The 16,506-nt window shown below is 40.9% G+C and carries 15 protein-coding genes; 6 read left to right on the top strand and 9 right to left on the bottom strand.

Features of this window, described 5'->3' with window-relative positions; translation table 11 throughout:
* Positions 1–311: transposase (locus tag Xentx_RS02580; RefSeq protein ID WP_139292418.1), on the top strand; the 311-nt coding region annotated here is incomplete at its 5' end.
* Positions 312–657: 346 nt separating this feature from the next.
* Here Xentx_RS02580 and Xentx_RS02575 read toward each other — a convergent pair.
* The 8 genes from Xentx_RS02575 to yieE form a co-directional block, all read right to left on the bottom strand.
* A complete protein-coding gene (locus Xentx_RS02575; protein ID WP_074018714.1) occupies positions 658–2,043 on the bottom strand; it encodes an APC family permease in 1,386 nt (461 codons plus the stop codon).
* Positions 2,033–2,245: a hypothetical protein gene (locus tag Xentx_RS02570; protein WP_074018713.1), complete on the bottom strand. Its 213-nt coding sequence runs from the start codon at positions 2,243–2,245 to the stop codon at positions 2,033–2,035. Before Xentx_RS02570 ends, Xentx_RS02575 begins: the two co-directional genes overlap by 11 nt.
* 460 nt (positions 2,246–2,705) lie before the next feature.
* Complete coding sequence (locus Xentx_RS02565; protein ID WP_074018712.1) at positions 2,706–4,664, bottom strand: ligand-gated channel protein; 1,959 nt, start codon at positions 4,662–4,664, stop codon at positions 2,706–2,708.
* Positions 4,665–4,818: 154 nt separating this feature from the next.
* Complete coding sequence (locus tag Xentx_RS02560; RefSeq protein ID WP_074018711.1) at positions 4,819–5,607, bottom strand: ABC transporter ATP-binding protein; 789 nt, start codon at positions 5,605–5,607, stop codon at positions 4,819–4,821.
* The gene (locus Xentx_RS02555; RefSeq protein ID WP_074018709.1) at positions 5,604–6,689 is read right to left on the bottom strand and encodes a FecCD family ABC transporter permease; all 1,086 of its coding nucleotides are present in this window, start codon (positions 6,687–6,689) and stop codon (positions 5,604–5,606) included. The genes Xentx_RS02560 and Xentx_RS02555 overlap by 4 nt, the downstream gene beginning before the upstream one ends.
* A gap of 19 nt (positions 6,690–6,708) precedes the next feature.
* Complete coding sequence (locus tag Xentx_RS02550) at positions 6,709–7,809, bottom strand: ABC transporter substrate-binding protein (RefSeq protein ID WP_415843315.1); 1,101 nt, start codon at positions 7,807–7,809, stop codon at positions 6,709–6,711.
* 261 nt (positions 7,810–8,070) lie between these two features.
* Positions 8,071–9,558: an amino acid permease gene (locus tag Xentx_RS02545; protein ID WP_074018707.1), complete on the bottom strand. Its 1,488-nt coding sequence runs from the start codon at positions 9,556–9,558 to the stop codon at positions 8,071–8,073.
* A 129-nt stretch (positions 9,559–9,687) separates the two neighbouring features.
* Complete coding sequence (gene yieE / locus Xentx_RS02540; RefSeq protein WP_074018705.1) at positions 9,688–10,551, bottom strand: DNA-binding transcriptional regulator YeiE; 864 nt, start codon at positions 10,549–10,551, stop codon at positions 9,688–9,690.
* Positions 10,552–10,739: 188 nt separating this feature from the next.
* On the opposite strand from yieE, the gene Xentx_RS02535 reads away from it, so the two are divergent.
* Together Xentx_RS02535 and nfo are read left to right on the top strand one after the other, a co-directional pair.
* Positions 10,740–11,849, top strand: a complete 1,110-nt coding sequence (locus Xentx_RS02535; RefSeq protein ID WP_074018703.1) for a YeiH family protein — start codon at positions 10,740–10,742, stop codon at positions 11,847–11,849.
* A gap of 72 nt (positions 11,850–11,921) precedes the next feature.
* Entirely contained in the window at positions 11,922–12,764 is an 843-nt protein-coding gene (gene nfo, locus Xentx_RS02530) for a deoxyribonuclease IV (RefSeq protein WP_074018702.1), read from the top strand.
* Here nfo and fruK read toward each other — a convergent pair whose 3' ends face one another.
* Positions 12,765–13,703 carry a 1-phosphofructokinase gene (gene fruK / locus Xentx_RS02525; protein ID WP_074018701.1) on the bottom strand — a complete coding sequence of 313 codons (939 nt, stop codon included), beginning with the start codon at positions 13,701–13,703 and terminating at the stop codon, positions 12,765–12,767.
* A gap of 219 nt (positions 13,704–13,922) precedes the next feature.
* Between fruK and Xentx_RS02520 the strand changes: the two genes are divergently transcribed.
* The 3 genes from Xentx_RS02520 to yeiP all read left to right on the top strand — a co-directional run bounded on the left by Xentx_RS02520 (position 13,923) and on the right by yeiP (position 16,444).
* Positions 13,923–14,342, top strand: coding sequence for a nucleotide triphosphate diphosphatase NUDT15 (locus Xentx_RS02520; protein ID WP_074018700.1), 420 nt, complete (start codon positions 13,923–13,925; stop codon positions 14,340–14,342).
* A 154-nt stretch (positions 14,343–14,496) separates the two neighbouring features.
* A complete protein-coding gene (gene mtr / locus Xentx_RS02515) occupies positions 14,497–15,741 on the top strand; it encodes a tryptophan permease (RefSeq protein WP_074018699.1) in 1,245 nt (414 codons plus the stop codon).
* A 130-nt stretch (positions 15,742–15,871) separates the two neighbouring features.
* Positions 15,872–16,444, top strand: a complete 573-nt coding sequence (gene yeiP / locus Xentx_RS02510) for an elongation factor P-like protein YeiP (protein WP_074018698.1) — start codon at positions 15,872–15,874, stop codon at positions 16,442–16,444.
* The last annotated feature ends 62 nt before the right edge of the window (positions 16,445–16,506 follow it).

The raw sequence follows: 16,506 nt of genomic DNA, 5'->3' as shown, positions 1-16,506 counted from the left end.
AGAATGGCCGTCATTTTGCCAGCTATCTGGGACTCGTGCCCAAAGAACATAGCAGTGGCGGAAAAGTCAGACAGCTCGGTATCAGTAAGCGGGGCGATGCCTACTTACGAGGAATATTGATCCATGGCGCTCGTTCTGTCGTGTACCGGCTCAGTAAACGGCCTGACGAACAGTGTAATGAATTGCAACGCTGGCTAAAGGGTTTGATAGAACGTAGCGGAATCAATAAGGCGGTAGTGGCGTTAGCCAATAAGAATGCCCGGATCGCTTGGGCGCTAGTGAATCAACAATCGGTTTATATTTCTCGGTGAGATAGAAATATTAGTTTCATCATGTTGTTGAAGTCCATAAGTTGATGTAGTGACAGGTAGTACCGACTCTCTGTGAATCTGGAAAAAACCATAGCTTACCAAGGCTGCGAGGGTAATGAGGGCAGAGAGTGCGGATTTTCATCAGGGCTCTTTGAAGCCGAATATATGTTTGCGACTACTGTTGTCAAAAAAGAAAAATAGGTTGCCCACTTGCATTGAGTCGGTGTCCATATATGGTTTTATGTTTAAGAAGCTAACGCATCTTAAACTGGCTAAAGCCATAATAAAAAACAGCACCTGACGATGCTGTTTTTTCGTAATAGCGGTAACCTGAGATGTTTTCTGATTATGATTCAGTAAACTGCGGCATTGGTTGACGGAAGCTACGAGTCAGGAAAAACATGTAAATAAGACCAATGCCTCCCCAGATCAAGCCTAATTCCATAGAATTTGATTCTAAATTCATCCATAAAACACCCACTGTTGCAGCACCAAGAAGTGGCAATATCAAGAAATTCAAGGTGTCTTTCAAGGTATTATTACGACGTTCACGAATGTAGAATTGAGAAATCACTGATAAATTAACGAACGTAAAGGCAACCAACGCACCAAAATTGATCAGTGCCGTGGCCGTCACTAGCTCCAACCAACATGCTGATAAAGCGATTATGCCGACCAATATCACGTTAATTGCTGGAGTACGCCATTTAGGGTGAATATACGCAAATATTTTTTCAGGCAGTACGCCGTCACGTCCCATAACATAGAGCAAACGAGATACACCTGCATGTGCAGCCATACCTGAAGCCATTACCGTGACACTGGAGAATATGAGAATCACATATTGGAATAACGCACCAGCAACATAAAGAATAATTTCTGGCTGTGAAGCGTCTGGGTTTTTAAACCGAGAAATATCCGGGAAATAGAGCTGTAAGAAATAAGATACTGCAATGAAGATCATACCACCAATTAACGCAGTCAGGAAAATCGCTTTAGGGACAACTTTACCTGCATTTGGTGTTTCTTCTGACAAAGAGCTAATGCCATCAAACCCAAGAAATGAGAAGCAAAGTATTGTCGCACCAGTAATCATCGGAATTAATTGGGCTTCTTCTGATGTAAATGGCTGGATACTCAGTAACGTTCCTGCACCTTCCCCATTATAAACACCACGGATCATTAACCCAACGAGTATTACCATAACAGCAATCTGGACAATCACAACAATGCTATTGATATTAGCAACGACATTGATGCCATTCAGATTGATGATTGTCATAAGTGCAGTCAACATGACTACAAAGATCCATGGTTCAATACCAGGGAACAAAGCCTGTAGGTAAATCTTTGCCAATAACACATTGATCATCGGCATCAACATATAATCCAGCAAGGAAGACCAACCTACCATAAATCCAAGGTGGGGGCTCATTGATTTTTGTACGTAAGTATAAGCAGAACCCGCCGATGGAAAACGCTTTATTAATTTTCCATAACTTAGCGCTGTAAATAAAATTGCAGTTAATGCAATAGCATAAGATGTCGCAACATGTCCACCGGTCAAACCAGAGACAATTCCAAATGTATCAAAAATAGTCATTGGCTGCAGATAGGCAAGCCCCATCATGACTACCTGGAACAGAGTCAATGTTCTTCTCAGTTGAACGCGGTTGTCAGCACTGGCTTGGTTAATACCCAGTGCGCTAGGAGTAGTAGTATTATGCAACATGAGCGAAACCTCCCATAACTTCGATCTGGGTACTAATACAACTACTTAATCGATAGTTACTGGGTAGACTTCGCATCTGTCTATAAACAGAAAAGAAAGAAGAATTGGAAAATGGTGAATTGACAGAGGGCCGTGCCCCATAATCATCATTGCAGCAACGAGCACCAATTGGCACAAGTGCAAAAGAGAATAATTGCTCCATATTTGCATTCCTCAGTACAGCAACCCTGTTTCAATATGGTTGCTTGTGGTCAATATCGATCCGGAATAGAATCCGGCCTCTTGGTGTTGTAAAAAATAATTCAAAGCAAAAAAAATAACTGATGCATATTTACACACCAGTTATTTTTAGTGCACGCATTTTGCACTTCAAGTCCAGAAATAGCAAGCGAGATTGCACTAAAATTTATTATTTTTTACGACACTACAGAGCCTTATGAAGCAGGCTCTTACTGAGTTAGTGCTGAAACTAATGCCATCATATCCGTTGATTGGCCTCTGACAAGTTTTTAGCACAGAGGAAAACTATTTACCATTTAATTATGATTTTTTTGATAGTAAAAAAATCAGCCCATCATTACAAAATTGATGACGGGATGATTTTATATGATGTCCGAATGTTAAGTATAATGACTAATATTTATAAGAAAGAAAAATATTAATTAAAAATCATAATTAATGCCGATGTGGTAGCGGCGACCATCCAGGACTGCATCATGAGTTTCTTCAGTGACTCGTTTGTCAAAAACATTATAAATTCCACCTAACAAGCGTAGATTTTTATTCAAATTATAAGTTACCCCTAGATCGACAAAAGTATAAGAAGGAGTTCCATCTCTCATACTAGAGCGATATTGATAATTCTTTGTTTTACTGTGGAAATTAATACGTGTCCATGTATCTAATTCAGATAACGGCTGCCAGTTTAAGGTTGCATTTGCCATATGTGTTGGCATTTTGTTTAATGGCTGACCTTTAAAATCACCACTTTTTTGCTCAGAATCGGTATAAGTATAGTTTGCTGCCAATGATAAACTTTCAACAATGCTCCAATTCATGGTGGTTTCAATACCTCGAATATTAGCTTTATCAACATTTATGCGCTTGTTAATAAAATCATAATCGTCACCACCGAGTTTACAACCTTTATCGCAATCTCTAACTTCCGTAATTTTATCTTTAAAAGTAGTATTAAAAACGGTTACACCAATATTAAAATTCTTTAGGTTATTCCAGATAATACTAATTTCTTCATTAACACTTTTTTCTGGCTTGAGATCTGGATTCCCTAAGATCATACCATTGCTAAACCGCCCACCCGTTGCCTGTCCCCAGTTAGGAGCAACTTGCCTTATATCAGGAGAACGATAACCGGTAGAAATACCACCCTTAATAGTCCATTGTTCATCAGCGTGCCATACTCCATATAGACGAGGTGTCCAATGCATTCCAAAATTTTGATCTTTATCTAATCGCACTCCACTAGTAAGAGCAAAATCATTAGCCATTTGCCATTCGTCTTCTAAGACTACTGCCCAACTCCAGCGGGTTAACTTATTAACATCTTTAGCCGAAGGTAATTTATTGCTATTGTCTCGCAAATCTTCATAACGATATTGGCCACCAACGCTTACTGTATGATCATCAAATACAAATGTCGTATGGTTATTAAATACCGTATCATTATTTGCCATTTTACGTTCGGGGTTATGAGACTCATCTCTTTGAATATAAGAAGTCATCGTACCAAAATCATAAACGCCATGATGAGTAATAGCGTAATTATTACGTTTATAACGACTTATATCATCTTTACAAGATTTTGGCTGACAGTCACGCGTCTTACCAATAGTTGAATCACGATCTTGTTCATAACGGCCTGCCTCAAAAGTAAAAGCATTTTTCTCATCTGGAGTTAAAGAGAACGCTACTGCACCATTGCGCATTTCCTGATCTCTAAATCCCCCTAAGAATTTATCTTCATTGCGATGAGAATATGATCCATTCACTCTTAAACCCAATAATCCATCAATTATTGGCCCCGCGGCATAAATACTACTCTGATAGCTGTTACCAGAATCTTTACTCTCAGTCAGGGTAGAGTCTGTTTTCAGAGTTAAATGCCATTCTTTCTGAGCCTTACGAGTAATAACATTGATCACACCCCCCATAGCATCAGAACCATATAGAGAGGACATTGGTCCCCGCACCACTTCAATACGCTCAATAGCGGCCAACGGTGGTAACCATCCCTGTTCAATTCCCGAACCATCACTATTTGGACGAGTGCTACGTGTATCAACACGCCTACCATCAACTAAGATCATGGTATATTTGGAAGCCATACCACGAATACTGATATCACTACTACTACCACCGCCAGTAACAACCACTCCCGGCACATCTTTCAATGCATCTGTCACATCACGGTAGGCTTTAGTTTCCAATTGTTCGCGGCTAACAACTGAAATGGAAGCAGGTGCATCTTCGATCTTTTGCTGGAAACCTGACGCAGTAGTTACAACAATTTTATCTTCACTATTATTAGCAGCTAAAACAGCGCTAGATGAAATAGCGGCAATAATACCTAATACAATTTTTTTCTTTGCAAAGACAGTCATTCCCGATTCTCCAAAAGATAGAATAGAATTATTTGAACAATATGGATAACCGACACATACCCACAATACAGGAATAATTTAATTATTCCTGTCAGTGTTATATTTATTAAATTTCACTTTAATTGAATTAAAGTGAATTATGGTTTTTATTATTCTAACTTACGAATTCTGTCACCAAACCATCAATTAATACTTGCGGTATACCCTGAGAACAACGCTCAATTCGGCCTTTAATACCATAAACTTCTGCTAAACTGCTTGGTGTAATAACCTGCTCAGGTTTACCTTCAGAAATTAATTTACCTTTTTTTAGCATTAATACATGGTCACCATGACGTAATGCAATATTAATGTCGTGAACAACAACAATAGTAATAATATTACGACGGCGCGTTTCATGTGCAACTAAATCCATTACATGATATTGGTAATTTAAATCCAGTGCACTTAATGGTTCATCTAATAATAACAACGTCGGACGGCGGATTAATGATTGAGCCAATCCAACTAACTGTTTTTGACCACCAGATAATTGATCCAAATAGCTGAGTGCCAAATGTTCAATACCAAGCTGGCGTAATAGTTCCATGACTTCTTGTTCACATTGGCTATTGCTCACACCACCTGATGCTCGTTGAGCAACAATCACCGATTCCAATACATGGAGATGTACGCCTGCCGGTAGTGTTTGAGGCAAATAAACGACATTTTTGGCACGTTGGGCAAAATTCATCTTCATCAGATCCTGCCCATCCAATAGAAGTTCGCCACTGGCTTTATTCAATCCAGCCAGTGAACGCAGAAGCGTGGATTTACCACAACCATTCGGCCCCAACAATACAGTAATTTGACCACGTGGCAATGTGTTGACATCCAGATTTTCAATCACGGAGTGCTTTGGATATCCCGCCGTCAGGCAATTGATTTTTAATCCCTGACTCATACAGTTCCCCTATGCCGTAAGACTATGCTAAGAAAGAAAGGCACACCAACCAACGATGTCACTATCCCAACCGGTATAATAATACCCGGTATCAGGTTCTTAGAAGCAATGGAGGCTATGGATAAAACTAATGCACCAATCAACGCACTAGCAGGCAAGAAGAAACGGTGATCTTCACCAAACATCATTCTGGCGATATGAGGAGCCACCAAACCAATAAAAGCAATAGGACCAACAAACGCAACCGCCAATGCGGTCAGGATACTGATACGCAACAATGTTCCTAAACGAAGGTGGCTAATATTGATGCCAAAACTGATAGCTCGATCTTCTCCCAGACGCAATGCGGTCAATTTCCAAGAATTGCTCAATGAGAGAGGCATAATGACAGAGAAAACTAATACCATAATACCCAATTTTTCCCATGTCGCCCTGGCAAGGCTACCCATTGTCCAGAAAATCAACCCCTGTAAGGTATCTTCCGTAGCGATAAATTGCATCATCGAAACTAACGCCTCGAAGGTAAACACCATCGCAATTCCGAACAATACAACGCCGGAGGTTGCAACTCTTGTCCAACGGGTAATGCCATCAAGCATCAAGGCAGCCAATAATGCAAAAAGAAAAGCGTTTGCGGAAATAAGCCACTGATCCGGTATTCCCGGAATGCCAATACCAAGCACAATAGCTAATGCTGCGCCAAAAGAAGCAGCATTGGAAACCCCCAACGTGAATGGGCTGGCTAGCGGGTTATTCAAAATTGTCTGCATTTCAGCACCGGCCAGTCCCAGTGATAAGCCGATCACTACCGCCATCAGGGCATAAGGCAATCGAATATCCCAAACAATCACCCGTGTTGCTGCGTTAACACTCTCTGGTGAAAACAGTGTTTGCCAGAGGGTTTGCAGCGATAACCCTGATGGTCCCATGGTAAAATCCAATACAACAGAAATGCCAATCGCCAGGACGATGAATAATATCCATGCAATACGTCGGCGCAGGATATGACGATAATGTGCTTTTATATCGCACTCACTCAATTGTTTTTTCACCATTGGCATAGGCTCGGTAGTGACACTCATTTTTATTACCTGTTACTGCTTATTTCTCGCTAACCCAATATGTACCTAATGGTTCAATAGCCAAGAATTTATTGTGAAGTTCTTTCAATGTTTGTTGCGGATCTAAATCAGCGAATTTTTCAGGATAGAACCATTTAGCAAAAACTTGTGTAACAACAACATTATAAGGAGAGTTATAGTAGTGATGCCAAATAGCATAGCTACGCCCTTCCTTCACGGCAGTTAAGTTGTTGATACCTTTACGTTCAGTGATTTCTTTCAAGCCTGCGCGGGTAGTATCGGCAGAAGTTTGGGCTCCCATTTTGATCCCCTCACCTTTGTCACCTGGATCTTGCGCACCGCTTGCGATGTAAATATAAGGATCTTCAGCAATGACTTTTTCCAGATTCATTGTTCCCAATGGAGAAGGAAGTACTTCTTTGGCGATGTTTTTGCCACCCGCCAAATCAATGAAGTTCCCCATATTGCCGTTACCTGCTGTACCACAGCAATCTTCACTAAAACCTGCTAGAAGCTCAATAAATACAGAAGGCTTCTCAGCGTCTGGTATACGATCCGTAATATCAGTGACTAATTTTAGATTTTTTTCATAAAAATCAGCGTAAGCATTAGCCTGATCTTCACGATGTAAGATTTTGCCCAGCATACGGATGCTAGGTAATGTATTTTTCAGAGGATCATTGCGGAAATCGACAAAAACAATAGGTATACCCGCTTTCTCCAACTGTTTCACCAACTCACTATTTTTTCCTGGGCCATGTCCAGACAGACCAAAAATTGCAACGTCAGGATTGAGTGTAAGCACTTTCTCAGAGCTGACACTATCAGCGCTGGTGTTACCAATCAGAGGGATATTATCGATTTCAGGAAATTTAGCTTTATAAATAGCGTAAGTTTGCGGATCCAGTTTACGGAAATCACCTTGCCAACCAGCGATACGGGCCAGAGGTTTATCTCCTTCCAATATTGCAACAGAATGGAATAAACGACCTTCACCCAACAAGATACGATTGACTTTCTCTGGCACTTCAACAGTACGTCCGGCAACATCAGTGACTGTTTCAGCCCAAGATGCAAAACTTGCCATCATGGCAGAACCCGCCATTAGACTGATACTCATACTTTTCACGACAGTTCGAAATACAAACTTCACTTTAGTTAGCCTCTTCATGCAACAATTTTGCTGCTAACAATAAAGCAAATAAGAATACTTATCAATGCGATTAAGGTGGTATATCCGAAATTTACCATCGATATTTCTTCCCTAACTCTCTGAAAAATAAAAACCGCCAGTTCCATCACAGAACAGGCAGTTTTTGTAAAATAAAATCAATAAAGTTTTAATTAAAAACCATCAACCCATTGATAATTTGTTAACAAATCATTCTTTATCAGTATATCTGAATATTGGAAATTCCATCTCACTGTACTTAACAAAGCGAGTTTTCTTTTTCAGCCTGTAACTAAGCCAAATAATCAGGAATAACGGGATACCAATGTAAGTCGCGGTCACTCCGTACCAGTCGATCTTATCTTGCAAAAATGCCTGATAATTTTGGCCTAAAGTGATAACCAGACATAAAATAAAGGCGAAAATCGGCCCAATAGGGAAAAAACCTGAACGATATGGCAGATCATTGATATTCAAACCTTGAGCGATATAGCCTTTGCGAAAACGGTAATGGCTGATTGCAATTCCGAGCCATGCAATAAATCCTGTCATACCTGAGGTATTCAACAACCACAAATAGACTGTTTGGTTACCAAACATGGAGCTAAGAAAACACAACCCTGCAACCACAGTCGTAACATAAAGTGCATTACGCGGAACACCACCTTTAGACAGATGACTAAAAATTTTCGGTGCCTTACCCTCTTTTGCCAGTGTGAATAACATACGGGTAGAAGCATACATTCCCGAGTTTCCCGCTGACAGAACAGCAGTCAATATCACCGCATTCATTATGGCAGCCGCTGATAATAGGCCAGCATTTTCAAATACCAGCGTAAATGGGCTAACACTGATATCTTTCACGCCATTACGTAACAAATTAGGATCAGTATAAGGAATAATTAGACTGATGATTAAAATCGCAAACACATAGAACAATAAAATACGCCAGAATACCTTGCGCACAGCACGAGGGATATTTTTTGCCGGATCTTTCGATTCTCCCGCAGTAATACCTATCAGTTCTGTCCCTTGAAAGGAAAAACCGACAATCATTGCCACCCCGATCATGGCTGCAAAACCACCCGCAAAAGGGGCGTCATCAACTGCCCAATTATGCCAACCTGCACCTTCAGCGCCTTTCATGATGCCGGTAATCATTAAAATACCAACAATAATGAACACAATAACCGTGGAAACTTTGATCAAAGAGAACCAATATTCTGCCTCACCAAATCCTTTGACGGAAATAAAGTTCAACAAGAAAACCAGGCCAAGAAACAACGCACTCCATACCCAACCAGGAACGTCATTAAACCAATATCCCATCACCAATTGCGCAGCGACAAGGTCAACCGCAATCGTCACCGCCCAGTTGTACCAATAGTTCCATCCCAATGCGAAGCCAAAACCTTCATCAACATATTTGGAACCATAAGTTGAAAACGATCCCGAAACTGGCATGTACGCTGCCAATTCGCCTAAGCTGGTCATCAAGAAGTAGACCATTAAGCCAATTAATGCATAGGAAAGTAAAGCCCCACCAGGGCCAGCCTGAGAAATTGTTGCGCCAGAAGCAACAAATAATCCCGTGCCAATTGATCCACCTATGGCAATCATTGCCATATGTCGTGCTTTTAACTCACGGCGCAGGGTTGTTGGGGCCTGATCCCGTGGCATGCTTTCTTCTCGAGACATTCTATTCCTATATCATTTAAAATGAATTTAACGCGGAATTGTAACAAATCCTTGTCTCCAGAATAGCGACGATTTGTGGTTATAAGATACCTTCATAATCCATAGCCAATTATTAGCTACACGACTATATTAATTACAATAACTCAGTAACTTCCGTAACGCATTGGATATGTGCTTCTGGCGATGGTAAATCAGGTACAAAGTACGATTGAGACTAATTCCAGGAATGACAAGTTCAGATAGTGTTCCATTTTTCAGTTGTTCCTGGACAACTCGCCGTGAAAGACAACTGATCCCCATTCCATATTGAACAGCATGTTTGATAGCTTCCGAATTACCCAACTCCATCGCAATATTGAACCTCGGCATTTGTGAGAACAAAAGATGATCTAAGATTTCCCTGGTTCCTGAGCCTTTTTCTCTCAATATCCAAGGCGCTTTGATCAAATCCTCCACGCTCAGCTCACGTTGCAACAACGGGCTTTCTGGAGAGGAAAAAACAATCAACTCATCTTTCATCCACGGCTGTGTGATCAATTCAGGATCGTGACACAATCCTTCAATCAACCCCAAATCCACACGGAACTCGACAACTGCCCTGATTACGTCTCCAGTATTACTGATATTCAATTCCAATGGTGTATCAGGGTAATCCTGACGGTATCTCGCCAGCATTTCAGGTAACATATAGTTTCCAATCGTACTGCTGGCCGCTAATCGCAATGCTCCCAATTCAAGTTTGAAAAGCTGTTCCACTTCACCAGCTTGTTCAAGTAATGCCAATGCCTTAGGATAGAGCAAACGCCCATGCTCATTAGTGACCAGACGTTTTCCGACTCTATCAAACAGTTGTACTCCCAACTGCCCTTCAAGATCTGTCAGTGAAGCACTCACTGCAGATTGTGATAACGCTAATTGCTGAGAAGCCTGTGTCGTTGAACCACTTTTCAGAACTTCTGCAAAAATTTCCAGTTGTCTCAGAGTGATACGCATATGGCCTCACGGGAAGCTAAGTAAAAGGGAAAGATAATCTTGATTTTAGACAGTATTATGCAACTTAACAAAAGTCACCCATAATTAATCTATTTTAGTGTTTATATATATAAATATTATAAATTTTATTAATTTTAGATCTTCTATATGCTTATTCCTAAAATGCATAAGATATTAGAGCTGCCACTATGTCTGAAAATCAAGTAGAGGAATTTACCAAAGCCCACCAGAATACCGCATTAAAATTAATTCCCGGTATCCTATTAGCCGCAGTCCTGACGGCAATTGCCATCTATATCGGAACTATTCCTTGGTTTATAAATATAGGCTTGGGAGTCCTGACACTTGCCATCTTATTGGGGATCATTATCGGCAATACTCTGTATCCTTTCTTAAAATCTACCTGTGATAGCGGTATCCATTTTTGCAAATATTACCTACTACGAGCAGGCATCATTCTTTATGGATTTCGTCTGACTTTCCAACAAATTACAGATGTCGGCGCAATTGGAATATTGATCGATATCATCATGCTTTCATCAACATTTTTTATAGCATTATGGATTGGACGTGCTTTTTTTCAACTGGACAGACAAACCGTGATCCTGATTGGTGCGGGAAGTAGTATTTGTGGAGCCGCCGCGATTATGGCAACAGAACCCGTTGTTAAAGCTCCTGCCAGCAAAGTTGCTGTTGCCGTCTCCACAGTTGTTATTTTTGGCACACTGGCAATCTTTATTTATCCGTGGTTTTACCAACTCAATGCTCACTACCTGTGGTTTAATTTCACTCAGGAAACATTTGGCATTTTTTCGGGTTCAACTGTTCATGAAGTAGCCCAAGTTGTTGCCATTGGGCATGCATTAGGAAGCGATGCGGAAAATGCAGCGGTTATCAGTAAAATGATCCGTGTCATGCTATTGGCGCCTTTTCTATTACTGCTTTCTGGCTACCTCAGTCGCGTGGAAGTTAAGAATTGTAATGTCCATCCCCAAAAATCCCCGATCACTCTTCCGTGGTTTGCTGTGTTCTTTATTGCCACTGCGGGTTTCAACTCTTTTCATCTATTACCTGAATCCCTTGTTAACCATATCATTGCCACTAATACTATCATACTGGCAATGGCAATGATTGCTTTAGGGCTAACCACCCATATCAGTGCTATTCGTCAGGCTGGGGTTAAGCCTATCTTGTTGGCTCTCATTTTGTTTGTCTGGCTAGTCGTAGGAGGATTAATCGTCAATCAAGGCATCCATTCATTTATTGCGCTAATTCAAAACGAAGGGATATTAAATTGACTTTTGCTGCCCAAATTTTATCAAAAAGGCGAACAATGATGCCATAATGACGAAAACATAGGAGAAAATGATATGAAATTTGTTGGAGCCCATGTGAGCGCTTCGGGCGGCGTTGATCAGGCAGTGATCCGTGCTCATGAATTAAACGCAACGGCATTTGCCCTGTTCACAAAAAATCAGCGCCAATGGCATGCCGCACCGTTATCGACAGATGTCATTGATAAATTCAAAGCAAACTGTGAACGTTACGGTTATGGTAGCCAACAAATACTTCCCCATGACAGCTACCTAATTAATCTTGGTCACCCTGAAACAGACGGTCTGGAAAAATCTCGGGCTGCATTCCTTGATGAAATGCAGCGCTGTGAACAATTAGGCATCGATTTGCTGAATTTCCACCCAGGCAGCCATCTCAACAAAATTGACATCGATAAGTGCCTCGCCTGTATTGCAGAATCCATTAACATTATTTTGGACAAAACACAGGGAGTCACAGCAGTTATCGAAAATACCGCCGGACAAGGCACCAATCTTGGTTTTAAATTCGAACAACTGGCGGCAATTATTGACAATGTCGAAGACAAAACCCGAGTTGGAGTCTGTATTGACACCTGCCACGCTTTCGCAGCTGGTTACGATTTGCGCACTGAAAAAGATTGCGATGCAACTTTCAAGGTATTCGATGAAGTTGTGGGATTCAAATATCTTAAGGCCATGCATCTAAACGATGCCAAAAGTGAATTTTCCAGCCGTGTTGACCGACATCACAGCCTTGGTGAAGGCAATATCGGTAAAACACCTTTCAGTTATATCATGAAAGATGAGCGTTTCAATGGTATTCCCTTGGTTCTTGAAACGATCAATCCAGATATTTGGGCTGAAGAAATCGCCTGGTTAAAATCCCAGCAAAGTTAATTACCTGACTGAAATTAACTCGATCTTTGCCATCATTGATGCAAGTTCAGTACGGCTTTTAATCCCAACATTCGGTTGGCTAACCGTGAGTGCAGACACTGCGGTGGCCAGACGCAATGTGTGTTCGCTGGATTCTCTCATCAGCAAACCATAGACCAATCCTCCAACCATAGAATCCCCTGCCCCAACTGTGCTGACCACTTCACAATGTGGTGGTTTTGCCAACCATGCACCAGAGGCATTGACCCATAATGCTCCCTGCTCTCCCAGTGAAATGACAACGTGGGCGATCCCGCCATTGCGCAATTCATAAGCTGCATCAATAACATTATCCAAATCCGGCAGTGATTTACCCGCCCAAACCTCCAACTCATAGCGATTGGGTTTTACCAGCCAGGGTGATGCCTTAAGGCCAGCGACAAGAGCTTCACGGCTACTGTCGAAAATAACGCAGGGACAAAACTGTTGTAATTGCATCATCCAATTTGCAAATGATTCTGCTGCAATCCCTTCGGGCAAACTACCACTGACAACAACCATATCGAACTGTCCCAGCCATGTCAGAGAATCGCTGACAAACCGATTCCATTCTTCTTCTGTCACATGGAAACCAGAAAAATTGAAATCTGTCACTTCACCCTGTTTTTCAGTCAACTTGACATTAATACGTGTTCTCCCAGAAACGAGATGAAAACGATTTACCATCCTATTTTCGCTAAAAAACTGCTGAAATCCTTCCTGATTCTCTCGTCCCAGAAAACCACTGACAGTAACATCAATGCCTAAATCACGCAGTACCTTCGCAACATTGTTTCCTTTACCAGCAGCGTGAAGCCCTGCCGTCTGTACACGGTTAACATTTCCCTTAACAATATTTGGGCATAAGCCAACTAAATCATAAGCTGGGTTTAAGGTAATTGTGGCAACTCGGCGGCTCATCTTGCCCGGTATCTCCTGAATAAACAGTCATAAGTAACATTAAGTTTTATCTGTTATTTATAACATCAAAATTGAATCGTTTCAGTTAAAATTATAGTCTGATTGCTCATTGTATTAATGCAATCTAAAAGTAAGAATATGCAACTGAATAATTTCTTATTAGATGACTAAAATCAATCTGAACCAAAGTAAGTAGATACTAGCTGGAGGAATATATCAGTGTCAGTCGTTGTCGGAGTGGGTGTCATCATCATCAATAATAAGGGCGAAATTCTACTGGGAAAACGTACCAGCCAACATGCGCCATATTGGTCAATCTTCGGTGGTCATGTTGATCCCGGCGAATCCTTTGAAGAATGCGCGATTCGTGAAATCAAAGAAGAAATTGGCCTAACAATCCAAGACCCCAAAGTTTATGGTATTTCCAATAATCTCGAAACCTATCGCGAGGAAGGAAAACATACAGTTTCAGTCTGCTTGCTGGCACAATATACCGGAGGTGAACCACAATTAATGGAACCCGATAAGTGTGAACAATTAATGTGGTGTGATCCTAACTATCTCCCCGAACCTCATTTTGAGGCTAGCCGTAATGCCATCAAATTATGGCAAAAAGCGCAATTCTATTCTGTAAATTAATACCAAACTCCTTTCAGGCGGGTTTTCTCAGATAACCTGCCCCACCTTTATATGCAAAATGCGACAAAAGAAATTTAATTATCTGTTTACACAAATAATTTATTTATGTATCGTCAAGCTAGTACAAGGTAACGTCATTCATCAGGGAGTCTATATGACCATTGAGGTAACGCAAAATTTGAAACGCCCCTCTATATTTGGTGGCGCTATGATCATTGCCGGTACTGCTGTCGGCGCAGGTATGTTTTCCATTCCGATTGTCACATCAGGTGTCTGGTTTACAGGATCAATCATTTTGCTGTTATATACCTGTGCATGTATGTATTTCTCTGGCCTGATGATTCTGGAAGCCAATATGAATTACCCTGCTGGTTCCAGTTTCCATACTGTTACCAAGGATTTACTGGGCAGAGGCTGGAGCTCTCTCAATGATTTATCCATCGCCTTCGTTCTGTATATCTTAACTTATGCTTATATTTCAGCAGGTAGCTCAATTCTTTCTCACAATATTGAGAGTATTATTCCACTACCTCAATCAATATCTGGATTATGTTTTGCCTTTATCGTTGCCTTTATTGTTTGGTTATCGACTAAAGCAGTAGATCGCTTAAGTACTATCTTAATAGGCGGCATGGTAATTACCTTTATTATGTCTGTCGGTGGTATGTTTACCGAAGTTAGGCCAGCCATCTTATTTGATCAAGCCAATACCAATTCAGACTATTTACCTTATGCTTTAATCTCCTTGCCTTATTTACTGGCCTCATTTGGTTATCACGGTAACGTTCCTGGGCTGGTTAAGTATTACCATAAAGACAGTAAAGCCGTCACAAACAGCTTGCTATACGGGACATTGATAACGTTAACGATTTACATTTTATGGCAGTACGTCATTCAGGGAAATATTCCACGTGAAGCCTTCAAGCAAATCATTGCTGATGGCGGTAATATTGGTAATTTATTGCAACAAATGGATAATACTTCTGATAATACGACAATAACTCAGTTCTTAAATGCCTTCTCATATATGGCTTTGGCGAGTTCATTCCTGGGCGTATCATTAGGATTATTTGATTATCTGGCAGATTACTTTAAATTCGGCGACCATCGCAATGGTCGTTTTAAAACAGCACTGATTACATTCGTTCCCCCGACTGCATTGTCACTGATTTTTCCAAACGGTTTCCTATATGCAATCGGTTTTGCTGGTCTGGCAGCAACCATCTGGGCAGTTATTGTTCCTGCTTTAATGGCCCGAGCTAGTCGTAAACGCTATCCAACATCCAGCTATCGAGCGCCGGGCGGTAATTTTTTAATTATCTTTGTTATCCTATTCGGTTTGATAAATGCGTTAGTACACATTCTCTCTCTGTTTGATTTGTTACCAGTTTATCGTTAATGTTTTCCTTCCGCCTCAGTATTTTTACTGGGGCATTCATTCACTTCTTGCCTAATAGGCCAACTGCGAGTAATTTTGTCGCCACTTAAACATTCATTCCAATATTTCCTTTTTTCTACGGAAGGTATCTATGGCTAAAGCCAATGAAATTAAGCGCGGCGCTGCAATCAGCTACAATGGAAAGCTATTATTAGTTAAAGACATCGATATTCAATCACCCAGCGCACGCGGCGCCAGTACGCTATATAAGATGCGTTTTACTGATATTCGTACTGGTCAGAAAGTGGAAGAGCGTTTCAAAGGTGATGATATTCTTGAAACCATCACATTGAACCGCCGTAGTGTCAGTTTTTCCTATATTGATGGTGATGAATATATCTTTATGGATGACGAAGATTTCACCCCTTATCACTTCAAAAAAGATCAAATCGAAGAAGAACTATTATTTATTCCTGAAGAAGGTTTACCAGGAATGCAGGTCCTGACAATGGATGGGCAATTATTAGCTCTTGAATTGCCTCAATCTGTTGATATGGTTATTGAAGAAACATCACCAGGTATTAAAGGTGCATCAGCAAGTGCCCGTACTAAACCAGCTAAAATGGGTACAGGGTTGACTATTCAAGTTCCTGAATACTTGAGTTCTGGTGAAAAAGTCCGCATCCATATTGCAGACCGTCGCTATATGGGACGTTGTGACTAATTCTTGATCCTTAAATATGAGTTGCTCTTTTGACAAGAATAACGTTCAATGTAAAGGGCAAC

The organism is Xenorhabdus thuongxuanensis (genome assembly GCF_001908095.1).
In the GTDB taxonomy this organism is placed as follows: domain Bacteria; phylum Pseudomonadota; class Gammaproteobacteria; order Enterobacterales; family Enterobacteriaceae; genus Xenorhabdus; species Xenorhabdus thuongxuanensis.
This window is presented reverse-complemented; position numbering and strand designations above follow the sequence as displayed.

Coding starts and splice junctions, on each gene's coding strand:
- Xentx_RS02550 (WP_415843315.1), bottom strand. CDS start 7,809: ATGAGTATCAGTCTAATGGCGGGTTCTGCCATGATGGCAAGTTTTGCA.
- Xentx_RS02560 (WP_074018711.1), bottom strand. CDS start 5,607: ATGAGTCAGGGATTAAAAATCAATTGCCTGACGGCGGGATATCCAAAG.
- nfo (WP_074018702.1), top strand. CDS start 11,922: ATGAAATTTGTTGGAGCCCATGTGAGCGCTTCGGGCGGCGTTGATCAG.
- Xentx_RS02545 (WP_074018707.1), bottom strand. CDS start 9,558: ATGTCTCGAGAAGAAAGCATGCCACGGGATCAGGCCCCAACAACCCTG.
- Xentx_RS02570 (WP_074018713.1), bottom strand. CDS start 2,245: ATGGAGCAATTATTCTCTTTTGCACTTGTGCCAATTGGTGCTCGTTGC.
- Xentx_RS02555 (WP_074018709.1), bottom strand. CDS start 6,689: ATGAGTGTCACTACCGAGCCTATGCCAATGGTGAAAAAACAATTGAGT.
- Xentx_RS02565 (WP_074018712.1), bottom strand. CDS start 4,664: ATGACTGTCTTTGCAAAGAAAAAAATTGTATTAGGTATTATTGCCGCT.
- yeiP (WP_074018698.1), top strand. CDS start 15,872: ATGGCTAAAGCCAATGAAATTAAGCGCGGCGCTGCAATCAGCTACAAT.
- Xentx_RS02535 (WP_074018703.1), top strand. CDS start 10,740: ATGTCTGAAAATCAAGTAGAGGAATTTACCAAAGCCCACCAGAATACC.
- yieE (WP_074018705.1), bottom strand. CDS start 10,551: ATGCGTATCACTCTGAGACAACTGGAAATTTTTGCAGAAGTTCTGAAA.
- Xentx_RS02575 (WP_074018714.1), bottom strand. CDS start 2,043: ATGTTGCATAATACTACTACTCCTAGCGCACTGGGTATTAACCAAGCC.
- mtr (WP_074018699.1), top strand. CDS start 14,497: ATGACCATTGAGGTAACGCAAAATTTGAAACGCCCCTCTATATTTGGT.
- fruK (WP_074018701.1), bottom strand. CDS start 13,703: ATGAGCCGCCGAGTTGCCACAATTACCTTAAACCCAGCTTATGATTTA.